General features: G+C 67.8%; 14 protein-coding genes and 1 pseudogene. 9 read left to right on the top strand and 6 right to left on the bottom strand.

The window, feature by feature from the left end; all coding sequences use genetic code 11:
• The first annotated feature begins 208 nt into the window (after positions 1-208).
• The 4 genes and pseudogenes from NRF20_RS41785 (at position 209) to NRF20_RS41770 (ending at position 3,044) form a co-directional block, all read left to right on the top strand.
• Complete coding sequence (locus NRF20_RS41785; protein WP_398629327.1) at positions 209-1,078, top strand: DUF1963 domain-containing protein; 870 nt, start codon at positions 209-211, stop codon at positions 1,076-1,078.
• A 263-nt stretch (positions 1,079-1,341) separates the two neighbouring features.
• Positions 1,342-2,160: a transposase gene (locus NRF20_RS41780; RefSeq protein WP_413754258.1), complete on the top strand. Its 819-nt coding sequence runs from the start codon at positions 1,342-1,344 to the stop codon at positions 2,158-2,160.
• Positions 2,102-2,764, top strand: a pseudogene (locus tag NRF20_RS41775) (transposase); the annotation flags it as partial. The gene NRF20_RS41780 and the pseudogene NRF20_RS41775, both read left to right, overlap by 59 nt.
• Positions 2,765-2,879: 115 nt before the next feature.
• Entirely contained in the window at positions 2,880-3,044 is a 165-nt protein-coding gene (locus NRF20_RS41770; protein WP_413754676.1) for a hypothetical protein, read from the top strand.
• 254 nt (positions 3,045-3,298) lie between these two features.
• Here NRF20_RS41770 and NRF20_RS41765 read toward each other — a convergent pair whose 3' ends face one another.
• From NRF20_RS41765 to NRF20_RS41755, 3 genes are all read right to left on the bottom strand, one after another.
• Positions 3,299-4,204 carry an oxidoreductase gene (locus tag NRF20_RS41765; protein ID WP_398629329.1) on the bottom strand — a complete coding sequence of 302 codons (906 nt, stop codon included), beginning with the start codon at positions 4,202-4,204 and terminating at the stop codon, positions 3,299-3,301.
• A gap of 856 nt (positions 4,205-5,060) precedes the next feature.
• The gene (locus NRF20_RS41760) at positions 5,061-5,387 is read right to left on the bottom strand and encodes a helix-turn-helix domain-containing protein (RefSeq protein WP_398629330.1); all 327 of its coding nucleotides are present in this window, start codon (positions 5,385-5,387) and stop codon (positions 5,061-5,063) included.
• Positions 5,384-6,262 carry a tyrosine-type recombinase/integrase gene (locus NRF20_RS41755; protein ID WP_398629331.1) on the bottom strand — a complete coding sequence of 293 codons (879 nt, stop codon included), beginning with the start codon at positions 6,260-6,262 and terminating at the stop codon, positions 5,384-5,386. Before NRF20_RS41755 ends, NRF20_RS41760 begins: the two co-directional genes overlap by 4 nt.
• A gap of 358 nt (positions 6,263-6,620) precedes the next feature.
• On the opposite strand from NRF20_RS41755, the gene NRF20_RS41750 reads away from it, so the two are divergent.
• From NRF20_RS41750 to NRF20_RS41730, 5 genes are all read left to right on the top strand, one after another.
• Positions 6,621-6,905, top strand: a complete 285-nt coding sequence (locus NRF20_RS41750) for a transposase family protein (protein WP_398629332.1) — start codon at positions 6,621-6,623, stop codon at positions 6,903-6,905.
• Between the two features lie 8 nt (positions 6,906-6,913).
• On the top strand, positions 6,914-7,048 hold the full coding sequence (locus NRF20_RS41745) for a hypothetical protein (protein WP_398629333.1): 135 nt from the start codon (positions 6,914-6,916) through the stop codon (positions 7,046-7,048).
• A 402-nt stretch (positions 7,049-7,450) separates the two neighbouring features.
• Positions 7,451-7,645: a hypothetical protein gene (locus NRF20_RS41740; protein WP_398629334.1), complete on the top strand. Its 195-nt coding sequence runs from the start codon at positions 7,451-7,453 to the stop codon at positions 7,643-7,645.
• A 15-nt stretch (positions 7,646-7,660) separates the two neighbouring features.
• Entirely contained in the window at positions 7,661-8,071 is a 411-nt protein-coding gene (locus tag NRF20_RS41735; protein WP_398629335.1) for a DUF6042 family protein, read from the top strand.
• A complete protein-coding gene (locus tag NRF20_RS41730; protein WP_413754675.1) occupies positions 8,023-8,265 on the top strand; it encodes a DUF6042 family protein in 243 nt (80 codons plus the stop codon). The genes NRF20_RS41735 and NRF20_RS41730 overlap by 49 nt, the downstream gene beginning before the upstream one ends.
• Positions 8,266-8,585: 320 nt before the next feature.
• On the opposite strand, the gene NRF20_RS41725 is transcribed toward NRF20_RS41730, so the two are convergent.
• From NRF20_RS41725 to NRF20_RS41715, 3 genes are all read right to left on the bottom strand, one after another.
• Positions 8,586-10,070 carry a peptidoglycan D,D-transpeptidase FtsI family protein gene (locus NRF20_RS41725; RefSeq protein ID WP_398629336.1) on the bottom strand — a complete coding sequence of 495 codons (1,485 nt, stop codon included), beginning with the start codon at positions 10,068-10,070 and terminating at the stop codon, positions 8,586-8,588.
• 400 nt (positions 10,071-10,470) lie between these two features.
• A complete protein-coding gene (locus NRF20_RS41720) occupies positions 10,471-13,266 on the bottom strand; it encodes a hypothetical protein (protein WP_413754257.1) in 2,796 nt (931 codons plus the stop codon).
• Complete coding sequence (locus NRF20_RS41715; RefSeq protein ID WP_413754256.1) at positions 13,263-14,375, bottom strand: ATP-binding protein; 1,113 nt, start codon at positions 14,373-14,375, stop codon at positions 13,263-13,265. The genes NRF20_RS41720 and NRF20_RS41715 overlap by 4 nt, the downstream gene beginning before the upstream one ends.
• Positions 14,376-14,383 lie beyond the last annotated feature (8 nt).

Genomic DNA, 14,383 nt, shown 5'->3' with positions numbered 1-14,383 from the left:
TGGCTACGTAGGTGACAACGGAGAGCGTTTGTCGACAGATGTGGAGAGCGGCTGCTGAGCCCGAGGCGCCAAAATGTTGCCGAGTTTTGAGAGCGCCCGTGCGTCGTGTCGCCCTGAACACCTGCTCGCGGCGACGGGGGAAGCCTGAAATGGGGGATCGCGGGGCCGGGTGGGTTGGCTGTCAGTCCCCGGCCCTAGAGTCCGATGCATGATCCGTCGCACCCCTGCCCGCCCCGTGGACGTGGAAAAGCTCTTCCCTGAGCTGGCCCCCTTCCGCCGTGAGTCCGTCCGCCTTCACCCGCGCGCCGGCTCTCCTTCCTGCTACGACAGTTCCGTTGGAGGGCCACTGCTGTGGCCTGTGGCAGAGCCATGGCCGGTCTGCATAGAGGAGCACTTCGACCCCGACACCGTGAGCGAGCTCCAGGCTGCCGTGCCCATGGTTCCCATCGTCCAGGTCCGCCAGGCCGACGCACCCGGAGTCCCCTTCCCAGAGGGAACCGACCTGCTGCAGGTGCTGTGGTGCCCTTATGCTCACGGCGAGTACTGCTACCCCCTGCCGCAGGTGCACTGGAGGGACTCTGGTGCCATCAAAGACATACTGCCGACTCCGGAGCCGGTGGAAGCCCTCCCGAAGGACTGGTATCCGGACCCGTGTGTGGTCCACCCGGAGCAGGTGACCGAGTACCCCAGCTGGGACCTTTCCCGGGACACGCATGACGCGTTGCAGGCCCGTTTCGAGGAGTTGAAGGCAACGACCGGCCTGTACTACTCGTATCACTTGGCTGAGGCGCCCGGGATCAAGCTGGGCGGCTACCCTGGCTGGACACAGGAACCCTGCTGGCCCGACTGCGAAGCCTGCGGTGGCCGCATGGAGCACTTGCTGACCGTCGCGAGCGAGGAATTCGACGGAGAGTCCTGGCGTACGTGGCTGCCGGTGGAGGACAGAACCGACAGCGGTTGGACAGAAGCCGCGGACAATCCCGCGGGCCTGTGCCTCGGCGACGTCGGAGGCGTGTACATCTTCGAGTGCCGAACCTGCCCGGACCGCCCCATCGGGCACTGGTTCGACTGCTCGTGACTGGCAGAGGACCGCAACCAGGCGCCCGCCCCCACACACTGCGGTCTCCGTACCGACGGACGGTATAACAACTCGACAAAGTCAAGCATCAGGACGCTCTTAAAAGTCACGGACATCGACATCCAGCGGGACATGGTGCTCTCGTCACTCACCGACACCCGCTCTCGGCTATCACCAACATAGCCATCCGTGCCGTCCGGTGTGATGGCTCGTTGGCCAGGGTGGCGACCGTTTTGCCGTTCCGGTTGCGGGCGGGGTGCTGGATGTCGATGCAGTCGCAGCCTTGGCCGCAGGTGCCGGAGCTGACCGCGCAGGTGGCTCGCGCGGTCGCAGCCCGTGGGCCGTATCCGCTGGCGATGCGGGTCCGCGATGAGCTGGGCGAGCTGTTCCCGGACACCGCGTTCGCCGAGGCGTTCGCAGAGCAGGGGCGGCCGGGCTGGTCGCCGGGCCAGCTCGCTCTGGTGACGGTGCTGCAGTTCGTAGAGAATCTCACCGACCGCGCGGCGGCGCATCGCGTCCGCTACGGCATGGACTTCAAGTACGCGCTGGGCCTGGAGCTGGACGATCCCGGCGTTCGACGCCTCGGTCCTGTCGGAGTTCCGCGCCCGTCTGGTGGAGCACAGCCTGGAGGAGAAGGCACTCGAACTCCTGCTGTCCTCGCTGAGGGACCGGGGCCTGGTGAAGGCCGGTGGCAAGCAGCGCACCGACTCCACCCGGGTCTTGGCCGCGGTCCGGGACCTGAACCGGCTGGAGCCGGCCGGGGAGACGCTGCGGGCCGCGCTGGAGGCTCTGGCCTGTGCCGCCCCAAACTGGCTGGCCGATGCGGTGCCGGTTCGGGAGTGGGCCGAACGGTACGGGCCGCGAACCGACTCGTGGCACCCGCCCGCCTCGAAGACCAAGCGCGCGGAGATGGCCCTGGTCTACGGCCGGGACGGATTCGCACTCCTGGAGGCGGTCCACTCGCCGGCCGCGCCGGTGTGGCTGCGCGATCTGCCGGCGTTACGGGTTCTGCGCACGGTGTGGATGCAGAACTACCACCGCACCGTCACCGCAGCAGGGACGGAGGTGAAGCGGCGGGATAGCGAGGATCTCCCGCCCGGCAGGCTCCGCCTCGCCTCTCCCTACGACACCGACGCACGCTACGGCCTCAAGCAAGGCTCCTGGTGGACCGGGTACAAGGTCCACATCAGCGAGACCTGCGACGATCTGGTGCCTGAGCGGGCCGACGGCGAACCCGCGCCCCGGATCGTCATCAACATCGCCACCACCGACGCCACGGTCACCGACGCGGAGATGACCGAACCGATCCACCAGATGCTGGCCGCCCGTGACCTGTTGCCGGCCGAGCACTTCCTCGACTCCGGCTACCCGTCGGCCGAACTCATCGTCGCAGTGAAACGCAACTTCGGCGTCGCCCTGGTCACCCCAGTGCTGCTGAACAGCTCGCCCCAGGCCCGCGCCGGTGCCGGATTCGATCGGACGGCCTTCACCATCGACTGGGACAAGCGCCAGGCCGTCTGCCCGCGCGGGAGCACCAGCACCTGGTGGAGCCCCGCCAGCCAGCGCGGGACGCCGGCCATCGTCGTCAAGTTCGACAAGCAGACCTGCCAGGCCTGCCCCGTCCGTGACCAGTGCACCCGCTCCAGGACCGGAGGCCGCTCGCTCTCCCTCCAGCCTCGCGAACGGCAAGAAGCCCTCGACCAGGCCCGCGCCGAACAGAGCCAGCGAGCAGTGGCGCACCAAATACGGCACCCGCGCCGGCATCGAAGGCACCATCCACCAGGCCGTCGCGGTCACCGGCATGAGACGCGCCCGCTACCGCGGCCTGCCCAAGACACACCTCGAACACGCCTTCTCCGCGGTCGCGCTGAACCTGCTCCGTCTCGACGCCTGGTGGAACGGCCACCCGCTCGACCGCACCCGGACCGGGCACCTCGCCCGCCTCGACCTCTCCCTCGCCGCATAACCCGGAATTGGCCAGCAGGATCGGTGACTCGGGTCTTATCGGCACCCCGAGACCCCGCGAGTTCACGAAAACTGAAGGAGTTTCAGAGGGAACCCGCGGGTCCGTTGTCCCGGTGTTAGGGGATTCACCCGTGCGTTCGTGGTGAAGTCGCGGGCTCATGAGGACCTCTCAAAACGACCAGGGTTGCGTCATTTCCCCACTTGTTCCGGTGTTCAACGCACTGGAGAATTCCACCGAGCATCGCGTGCAGGGGCTCAGGCGGTGCCCTCGTCCGGCTTGTCGAGGAGGGCCGACTCCTCCTCGGTCAGGCGCAGGCTTCCGGCGGCGATGTTCTCTGCGAGGTGTGCCGGGTTCGTGGTGCCGGGAATGGCCAGCACGTGCGGACCGCGGTGGAGGGTCCAGGCGAGCCGTACCTGGGCCGGCGTCGCATTGTGGGCGCGGGCGACGGAGTGGACGCGCGCGTCGTGCTCCTGGACTGCGGCTGCCTCGCGCCGCAGTCCGGAGACGGCGAAGTACGGGACGAAGGCGATGCCCTGCTCCCGGCACAGGTCCACCAGCCCGCTCTCGTCGGCGCGGCGCCAGTCCAGTCCGTAGGAGTTCTGCACGCAGACCACGGGCGCGATCATCAGGGCTTCGGCCACATGCTTCGGGCGGATGTTCGAGAGCCCGAGGTGCCGGATCAGGCCCGCCTGGCGCAGCTCGGCGAGGGCGCCGAAGTGCTCGGTGATCGAGGCCGTATCGGGGCCGTTGCGGCGCAGGTTCACCACGTCCAGGTGGTCTCGGCCGAGCTGGCGCAGGTTCTCCTCGACCTGGCCGCGCAGCTGGTCGGGGCGGGCCATAGTCAGCCACTCGCCGGAGGGATCGCGCGCCGGGCCGACCTTGGTCACCACGACCACGTCGCCGTACCAGGATGAGAGGGCGCGGTTGATCAGCTCGTTCGCGGACCGCAGTGGCGAGAAGTAGAAGGCGGCCGTGTCGATGTGGTTGACACCCTGCTCGAACGCGCTGTGCAGCAGGCCGACGGCGACATCGCGGTCGATCGGCGTGCCGTCGGAGTTCCCCATCATGCCGTTGCCCGTCAGCCGCATCGCGCCGTAGCCGATGCGATTCACCTCCAGGTCCCCGAGCTTCCAGGTCCCTGCTGCCGTCGCTGCGCTCACCGTGCTCCTTCGCCCGTCGGTTCGTCAGGTCCTGGAGTATGGGGCCGTCACGGTGTGCTGCGACAGGTCAACGGGCTGGGCGAAACGTCACATCCCTATCGGGAACTAACCATCGCTGGAAAGCCGTTGGACCTGTCGAGAGGGCGTCGGTCAGGACGAAGTTTCAGGCCTTGTGCTGCTGTCCTGGCGAGGCGGCAGACGATGGTGGCTGCGTTCAGCGCGGCCGGGCAAGGCGATCACCACCCCGCCGGTCGGATGCGGCTCAGACCAGAGAGACGGAACGCGGCCTGCCCGCGAGCAGAGGGTGGGGAATCGAGGCAAGCAGGTCTGTCCCGTGCCTGAGTACAGGGTGGGGATTTTCAAATAGCCCCATCAGGGCTGGTCTCCAGAGGCCGTTCCAGGAGATCGCGGGCAGAGTTCGCGTAGCGGATCGCGGTCTTTTCGTCCAGGCCGAACAGCGGCGGATGGAGCCAGCCGGAGGCCGGCCGGTGGGCAGGGGCCGGGTCGGGGTGGCGTGGGCGGCCCCTGCGTCGGCCCTGCTTGCCTCTCGGAGGGCCGGGCTGCCGCGGGCGGTGAAGGTTGGTGAAGAACAGCTGATGGTGCCGAATCCTCTCCAAGTAGGCTGCCAACACGGTGACTTGGTCCTTGGCGTCCTGGCTCACCTGATGCCAGCACAGACGGCAGTACCCCTTCTTCAACCGCACTATTCGATGGCAGCCGCTGCACTCGGCGGGTTCGTCGTTGCGGCGGAAACTCTGGCAGGCGCCACAGGTGCGGCCGGGCAGCACGCCCCAGCCGAAGCAGGTCGGACAGCTGGCTGGCGGTTTGCACTCGCCCGCCGGCAGAACGTAAGCCATCACGTCGGCGGCAGGGATCGGCCGTCCCGGCGCCCCGGCACCACCACCGGGGCCGCACCGGCAGCAGCGGCGGCCTGCTGGCCGGCCTCCCCACCGGGACGCTGAACTTTCTCCGGCTCAGGGATCAGCAGGTCGCCGATCTCACAGCCGAGCACGACGCAGATGACGTCCAGGTCGTCGAGTTTGAGGGAGACCGGCCGGCCCGACCACAGCCCAGACATCTTCCCGGCTGAGATCACCAACCCGTGCTCGGCCAGGCTCCGCTGGAGTTCGGACGCCTTCCAGATACCCTTGTTCTCGGCCGTCAGCCGCAGATTCCACCTCATTGGATCAGCCCTTGCAGCCGCTTCGCGGCCCGCTCGGCCCCGGCAACCCAGGCGTCCTCGACCCGGGTGCGCTGGACATGGACGTATCGCATCGTCGTAGCGATCCACGAATGTCCTAAAACCCCCTGGATTGAGATGAGATCGAGACCGTTCTCATAGAGCTGGGACGCGCAGAAGTGCCGCAGGACATGCGGGGTGAGCAGGTCCGTCCAGCCCGGCAGATGGGCCTTGACCGCGTCGGCGAGGCCGTTGCGCAAGGCGTCGTCGCCGACCCGGCGGGCGGTTCCGTCGGCGTTCTTGCGCTCAGAGGGGAACAGCGGGGCGCCGGGGCGGGTGTGGTCGTCGTCGAACTGGCCCCAGACGTCCTCAATGAACCACCGCAGGGTGCGGTCCGCCCCGTTGATCAGCGGCACCATCCGCTCGCGTGGCCCGAAGCCGCGGGCACCCTTGCCGTGGCGGACGTGGAGCTTGCCGAACCGGCCCAGGTTCCACTTGATGTCCGACAGGTCGAGCTTGCGGGCCTCGCTCACCCGCAGCCCCACCTCGGACATCAGCTTTGAGGCGGCATAGTTCCGAGCGGTCGGGGCGAACTTCCGGCACGTGGCCAGCCCGCCAGCCCAGCCGGTGAACAACTGCCGGGCCTCCGGCTCGGTCGGCGGGATCCGCAGCTGGGCATCCTTGGAGCCGCGAGGCCGGTTCATCTCGTCGATCGGGCACCCGACCACGCGCCCGGTCATCCGGTGGATCTCGATCTTGTACCGCAGCTCCAGGAACAGGAAGTACGTGCTCAGCGCCTGCGAGCGAGCCAGTCGGGTGCCGCTGGGCGAGCCTCGCAGCACCTTCCCGAAATACGCGTCGGCGTCGGCTGACTCCATCTCCCACAGTGGCCGCCGAACCAGGACCGGATCTGCTCCAGGCGCCCGACGTCCCCGCGGCTCGTGCCGTCCCCAGCCCGGCCGAGGCTCGTGCGAGGACGGACCCGGCCAGCACATCGGTCTCGAACTGCTCCAGTTCCTCCGTCGAGACCGGCGCCCGGATCTCGCGCAGGTCCCATACGACCGCCAACGCCAACCCGAGCCTCCTCGCCTTCAGCCCGACTGCACACCAGTCGGGCACGGTGAGAACGCTTCAAGAATCCCGAAGTTACGTCACTCGATGACGAGACACCTGGACGTGGAAGAACCCCCTGGCCACGGGGGCGGGGACGCAGCGGAGGTCAGAGGAACTCACGGGATGTCGCACAAACACAAGGCGTTCGGCGGGAACGTGCAGTTCCTGTCCGCCCCGGACGGCACCCCGCTGTGGGTCTCCGAGGTCGAACCCGGCTCCACCACCGACATCACCGCCGCCCGCATCCACGCCCTGCCCGCACTATGCAAAGCCGCAGCCGGCGGCCTGCCCACCCTGGCCGACAAGGGCTGCATCGGTGCCGGGATCGGCATCCTCGTCCCGGTCCGGCGCCCGAAGAACCGCTCCGAGCGGGCCTGTACGCGGACACGCAAACCACGAACAGCCTGATCAGAGGCATGCGTGCACTCGGCGAACGCGCCGCTGCCGAACTCACGCAGCGCTGGCGGCCCCTGCAGCACGTCACCATCAGCCCCAGCCGGATCGGCGACATCGCTCGCGCCGCCCTTGTCCTCAACGGAATTGGGAAATGATCACCGCTGAGAAAACGTCACTCAAACCTCGACGTTCCGGGGAGGAGATCAGCAGAAGGCGGTCGACGTCCTTGAACGCGGTACGCAGGGTGTCCGGGGCGTCGTAGTCACCGAAGCGTATCCGGACCCCGCGGGAGGCAAGGTGCGCGGTGCGGTCCGAGGTGCGCACGGCGACAACCACGTGGTCGGCGGGGCACCGGGCCGGCAGCTGGTCGATGACCAGGACGCATCACGTCCTTCCGCCCCGACAAGCCGGCATCTGAACGCTGCGCCTTCGATCCGCGGCAGCCACCCGCTGTTTCCGATCGACGAAACCGGTTGTCAGCCGGCACCTGTCCAGTGTTCTGCGGCCGAGTGGATCCGTCAGTCGCAGGAGCCCGCACGCTGTGGTGGCCACGGTCGATGAACAGCATCTCCAAGGCCCCGTGCCTTCAGGTCGAGTTCACCGAGATCGACTACATCGAACTCGTCTTGCGACCTCCGCCCCGAGGTGCGGGCTACCTGACATCCTTGTGCCAGCATGCCGTTGCCACGAAGAAGTTCATGCTGATGAAGACGGAGCCCTTGAAGGACTGGTCGGAGCAGAATCGTGATTAGCACTTCCACGAAGCGATGCGCAGCGGATGGGCACGCTTGCGTCCGCCTGCCCTGACATTTCTCCTGACGGGCCTGGTAACGGAAGAGGCCCCTCTCGCCAGGAAGGACATGACGCAGTTTGTATGCAGTTCGTCAAACCCGGACGGGGACCTGAGCCTCTCCTGTTGGGAGGACCCCTCGACTTTGGACGAGGACGAGCAGGCCGAAGTATCCCGGCAGATGGCCGATGCAACCCGATATGCCGCGCACTACGGACTGCTTCCACTCCAAACCAACGACGACGTAATCACACTCTTGGTGGCGGCCAACGTCATCCACGAGATCCCCGACGCGGATGGTGTGCTGCGCCTGCACCCTGCGCACCCCTTGCCCGCGCCATCGACGGGGACCCACACGACGCCCGCCAGGCCGTCCAACTGCTTCTGAACGAAGGCGACTTCACCACCAGTCTCGACATCACGGACCTGCCCCCGCACAAGGTGTTCCGCTTGCGGTGCGACTGGACACAGTTCGACACCACCCACATCCGTATCCAAGGAATGACTGACGAAGGGCAAATGCAAGTCACCCTCCCGACCGACTTCCTGGGCCCAGAGGACGAGCCTGCACCCCGGGAGTAGCGCACCACCAGGTCGCGACGTGTGGTCCGGGCCGGGACGCACATGCCCAGACGATACGGCTGGCGTGGCATGCCCCGGGTACGCGCGGGACGATCGATGGACATGTGGGAGGTCTGCCGGTCCAGCCCGCCCCAGGGGTGCGCGAAGGATGCTCAAGCCGTCCGGCCATCAGCTGCATCGGCTTCCGCCGACCAACCATGCGGTGAGTGGATCCGCCCCACCAGCAGCAAAACCACCAGAACTACGACCTGGCCATACACCTGACAAAGCCCTGGTCTGTCCGGCAGGCCGCGGACACATCAAAAAAATGAGCTGATCCCTCAGCTTCCCAGCACTGCTTGCATCACACGCTTGGCGATCGGTCCGCCCAGCCGTCCGCCCGAGATGTCCGAGCGGGAGATGTCCATGTCCGTCGGGTCGATGAAGACCGCAACCGCCACCGACGCACCGTCGGCCTTCTTGCCGTACGAGACGAACCAGCCGTACGGCACCTCGTCATTCACGTTCACACCGCGCTGCGCCGTGCCGGTCTTGCCACCGACCGTGACACCGTCGATCAGGGCACGTTGGGCGCTGCCCTCCTTGGCGGTGAATTCCATCATTTCCTGGACCTTCTTCGCCGTCTCCTCGGAGACGGCCTGGCTCTTGAGCTTCGGTTCGTGCCTCTCCAGGGTCGACAGGTCGGGGCCGCGCAGCTCTTCGACGATGTACGGCTGCATCAGTTTGCCGTCGTTGGCGAGGGCGGCGGTCACCATGGCCATCTGCATCGGGGTGCTGGTGAGGCTGCCCTGGCCCATACCCGTCAGCGCGGTCCCGGGCTTGTCCAGTTGGCTCGGGTAGAGGCTTTTGGTGGCGAGCATGTCGCCGAACTCGTCGGAGTAGACATCGGCGTTGAAGCCGAACTTCTCCGCTGTCTCGCGCATCTTGTCCGCGCCGACCTTCGAGGCCGCGTCGAGGAAGACGTTGTTGCAGGAGTACTGCATGGCGGTCTTCATGGACGCCTTGTTGCAGACCGCGTCGCCGGCTTCACTGCTGATCTTGTTCGAGGAGAGTGGCAGAGGGTACGGGGAAACGGCCTCGGACGCCGCGTCGACGTCGGTGACCACGCCGTTCTCCAGAGCGGCTGCCGCCGTGAGGATCTTGAAGGTGGAGCCGGGCGGGAAGGTCTCGCGCAGCGGACGGTTGGCCAGGGGCTTACTCTTGTCGTCGACGAGGTCCTGGAACCTGTCGCCCTCCTTGAACGAATTCCCGGCGAAGACGGACGGGTCGTAGGAAGGGGTGGAGACCAGCGCGAGGACCTTTCCGGTGCGCGGGTCGAGGGCGACGACCGCGCCGCGGGCACCGAGGTCGGTCAGCCCCTTGTAGCCCGCCTTCTGCGCCTTCGGGTCGATCGTAGTGATCACATCGCCGCCGCGGCGCTGCTCGCCGGTGAGAACGTCTTTGGCGTGCCGGAAGGCAAACCGGTCGTCCTGGCCGCTGAGCACGCTGTCGTACGTCTTCTCCAGCAGGGACATGCCCTGTGCCTGTGAGGCGTACCCGGTTACCGGAGCGTACATCGCGCCCTGCTTGAAGGTCCGCTGGTACTTGAAGTCCGTGCCCGAGACCGCCTTCGAACCGGTAATCGGGTCACCGCCCACGATGATGTCGCCGCGCGGGCTGGCGAACTGAGCGATCTTCACCCGGCGATTGTGCTCGTCAGTGGCAAGAGCATCGCTCTGGAAATACTGGAGCCAGTTCGCCCGGAGCAGCAAGGCCAGCACCAGCAGCCCACAGAAGACGGCTATGTGCCGCAACGGCCTGTTCATCGTTCTCCCGCTTCCCGAACCATTTGATCTTCAGTTATGGAGATGCACCTGCGGGCCGCGTGGTTGCACTGAGGCACCTCCGCTGCTCGTGTCCCCGGACCACGCGGCTCCGGCAGCTCCGTAATGCGCCGACCGCTGCAAAGGACGTTCCAGAGGCAATCCGGCATCAGGCGTCGAGACCGAACTGCTCGGAGTTCACCGGCCGGAAACCCTGTTCGTCGAGGAGACGGTGGTCCTGGCCGGCCGGGGGGACGTGACGGCGGTCGTCGCCCGGCAGCTGACCGTAGACTTGGCCCGGCTGCGGCCGGACCTGGGCCGCGTGCCGGACCGCGTCGGGCCGGCTGCGGCACCGGTCGCCGCCGACGGCGGATCCGCTGCGCGGGCCTTAGCCCCGCCGAGATCAGGCGCCGGCCAGCAGCACCTCCAGCGCCACAGCCGTATCAGGATGGCGACCGGCCAGTGCCGCGCCTGACGGGCCGGGGTCCACCGTCTCCCACGTCCCGTCACAGCCCAGCAGGCTCGCCACCGCGTCGCACGCCGCGGGATGGGCAGCGAGCAGCGTGCAACCGCGGCTGGCGTCCGCGCGCCGCGCCGTATGCACGGCTTCCAGCTGCGCCCGCCACGGCGGTACCCACTCGTCCAGCGCTGCGAGCCGGCCGGGGAAGATCCGCCCGGCCTCACGGATCAGCAGCGGGGCCAGCTCGGCGCCGCCCGATCGCAGGGTGGTGATCAGGGTCGGCAGCCAAGGCAGGAGCACCGGGTCCGGCAGCCGTCCGAACGCGTTCGAGACTGCCTCCACCACAAAGTCGGTGAGGCCCGGGACGGGCTCCAGGGCGTGTACGAAGCCGCTGAGGTAGCGCGGATAGGCAGGTACCACCAAGGGGTTGCCGAGCAGTTCGTCGCACCTGGCCCGAAGGTCCGCGCGAGAGAGGTGCCCGAGCTGTACCTGAGCCGCCCACAGCAGCGCCGTCTTCGACGGGTCCTGTGGATGCGACTGGACGACGGCCAGCTCGAGTTGGGCCCGGTCGCAGCCCAGTGACAGCGCCAGACTCTCCATGCTGAACAGGAAGCCCAGCATCGCCGCCACTTGGCGGACTGTGGCGTCGTCGTCGGTGAACGCCGTCGGCAGCAGGGTGCAGTAGTGCGCGTATCCGGTCTTGACGAAGGACTCGATCCACGGCGGCAACACCGGCTCGCTGGTGCGGTAGTACGCCAGCAACCGCCGCACCCGGCGCAGCACCTCCGGTGCTCCGTCCACGCTGCGTTCGGCCGACAGTACCTCCAGGGCGCGTGTGCCCAGCTCGTCGGCGAGGCGGCGGCTGCACAGGTACAGCGTCGCGTCCTCGACGGCTTCCAGGACGGTTGCCGCGGTGGCGTGCGGGCCGTACGCCGTACGGCGCAGTCGCTGCTCCAGGACCTGCTCGATGCTGACGCCCTCGTAGCCGAGCTCGATGAGCGCACGTTGATGAGTGCCCAGCGCCAGGTCCCACGACTCCTGAATCGGCCGCTCCCCCAGTCTCCGCTCGCCCGTGATCGGCCGAGCCGCGCCCTGCGGCATCAGGAAGCGCAGCATCCACAGCACGTCGGAACACCGCTCCAGTTCCGGCTCGGAGGCGATATCCAGCAGCGCCCGTTGCACGCCGCGCTGCTGGAGCTTCAGGTTCAAGGGCGCGAGCCGGTCGTGCACGTCGCGGGCCAGGGGTGGCAGCGCGTCGTAGCCGACCTGGCCGACCCGGTCGCCGCCCATCATGATCTCCACGAGGCGGCGTACGTCGCGCCGGCCGGGCACGGTGTCCTTCTCGATGCAGGTGATGGCCGCATCCTGGAAGTCGTACGGCGTGGGCCTGGCCCGGTCACGCATCCCGGCCAGCAGGATCGACGTCTCGAACACCGCGATGGCATCGGCGGTGGAGGCGAGGTAGCCGCCTCGGCGCGCGGCGCGCACGATCTCCACCGACCAGCCGAGAAGTTCGGTCTCGTCCAGCCGGTCCAGGACGGGCGGTTGCTGAAGGAAGCCGGTCAGCTTGTCCGAGGGCTCGACCGCCGGTACGAGAGCCGCCGCGGCCGCGGACTTCTTGGCCCTCGTTTTCTTCGCACCCGCCTGTCCCGCCAGGCGGTACGGCTCCACGCGCGTGCGCCTGACGTTCTTCGCCCAGACCGTCGCGGCGATCGAAACCGAGCCGGCGGCCAGGCCGAACTGTGCCTCGATCGCCGCGTGGCTGGACGGAATCAAGCCGTGCTGCCACTTGGTGGCGCTCCGCGGGCTGATCTCGAAGGTGTCGGTGCCGTGGACGCCGAACTCACCGACGCGACTGGCCGCGTGGAAGGCGCCGCAGATGTAGAGGCAGTCCGCAGGATCGGTGCCGGTCGCGGACAGGTGCTCGCGCATCCTGGTCCACATGTAGCGCTCCCGGTCCTCGTCCACGTGCACCCGATGGGGGTCGCCGGGTGCGAGGCGCCGGAAGAGGCTGCCGATCAGCAGCATGACCTGGCGGTAGGTGTCGTGGTCGCTGTCGCCGAGCGGCAGTTCGACATACTGGTGCCACCATTCCGACCAGTGCCGCACCCTGCCGTGGCGCAGCAGGTGTTCCTCCAGTTCGGCGAAGCGCGGCCGCAGGTCGCCGATCTCCACGCCGACCGCGTCGCCGTGCAGCGCTGCCTCCTCCTCGGCGTGCGGTGCGTCCGGATCGGCTGGGTCGTCGGCGTGCGTTTCGCGCGCGTCCCACTGAAAGACGTGGTCCGAGGAACGGTCGACGAGGACCAGTTCTACGCCCGGCGTGTCCAGTGCGTAGGCGATCGCCTGGTATTCGGCCGAAGCCTCGGTGATCGGTGCGACCACCGACAGCGGGGACCACTCGGCCGGGAAGCCGTCGACCTCGGTCGCGAACGCCTGGAGGGCCACCGGGAGCTTGCAGTTGCGCAGTTCGGTCAGGAGCGGCGCCATGTCCTCGCACAGCTCCAGGTACACGACCTTCGGTTGTTTCTCGCGCAGGCGGCGGGCCATCGCAACCGCTGAGGCGGGCGAGTGGTGGCAGACCGGGAAGATCTCCAGTGGCTCACTCACCGCGCGATCGACGTCGTCGACGATTCCGAGGAGGATGCCCTGCAGGGCGTCGGGTCCGTCGGCGAACGTCGCGGCGGCCTCCTGCAGCTGCCCGCGCAGTGCTTCGAAGGGCCCCTCGTGCGTGCTGCTCATGACAGGGTGGCGATCGCGTCGCGGCCGCCCTCCAGGAATTCCGGCCAGGATCCGCCCTCTTCCGTACTGCGCGGCTCGACGACGCCGTGCAGGTACTTGTTGAGGATGGCAAGGTCCTCGGGCTCGCGCCGGGCCAGCGACCCGACGAGCGAGGAAGCCAGCGTACGGGCGGTCAGGGCGCGCTCGCCGAAGAAGTTGCTGTGCAGGATCGCGTCCTCGAGCACGCCGATCTGTTCGGCGGAGGACAGCGCGGACTCCAGTTTCTCGTCGTCGCTGCCGGCCGCGGCCGCCGAGGCGCGCAGGTCGGCGAAGCTCTGCAGCAGCACGTCGAGCAGCGTCGGCGGCACGTCCAGCTCGATCTGGTGGCGACGCAGCAGTTCCTCAGTGCGGAAGCGGACGATCTCCGCCTCGCTCTTCTTGTTCGTCACCACCGGGATACGGACGAAGTTGAAGCGGCGCTTGAGCGCCGAGGACAGGTCGTTGACGCCCCGGTCACGGCTGTTGGCGGTGGCGATGACCGAGAAGCCGGGCTTGGCGAACACGATGTTGTCGCTGTCCAGTTCCGGGACCGAGATGTACTTCTCGGACAGGATCGAGATCAGCGCGTCCTGGACGTCGCTGGTGGAGCGGGTGAGTTCTTCGAAACGGCCTATCGCGCCGGCCTCCATCGCGGTCATGATCGGCGAGGGAATCATCGACTCCCGCGACTGGCCCTTGGCGATGACCATGGACACGTTCCAGGAGTACTTGATGTGGTCCTCGGTGGTGCCGGCTGTGCCCTGCACGACCAGCGTGGAGTTGCGGGAGATCGCGGCGGACAGCAGCTCGGCCAGCCAGCTCTTGCCGGTGCCGGGGTCGCCGATGAGCAGAAGCCCGCGGTCGGAGGCCAGCGTGACGATGGAGCGCTCGACGAAACTGCGGTCGCCGTACCACTTCTGCGGGATTTCCCGGTCCAGGCCGTCGGAGCGCTCGGAGCCCAGGATGAACAGGCGGACCATCTTCGGGGACAGACGCCAGGAGAAGGGCTTGGGGTTGTCGTCGATGGACTCCAGCCAGTCCAGTTCCTCGGCGTACTTGATCTCGGCAGGGGCGCGCAACAAGTCGGACATAACAGGGC

Source organism: Streptomyces sp. R-74717, from assembly GCF_047305335.1.
In the GTDB taxonomy this organism is placed as follows: domain Bacteria; phylum Actinomycetota; class Actinomycetes; order Streptomycetales; family Streptomycetaceae; genus Streptomyces; species Streptomyces atratus.
Note: the sequence above shows the minus strand (reverse complement) of the source record. Positions and strands in the feature narration are given on the sequence as shown.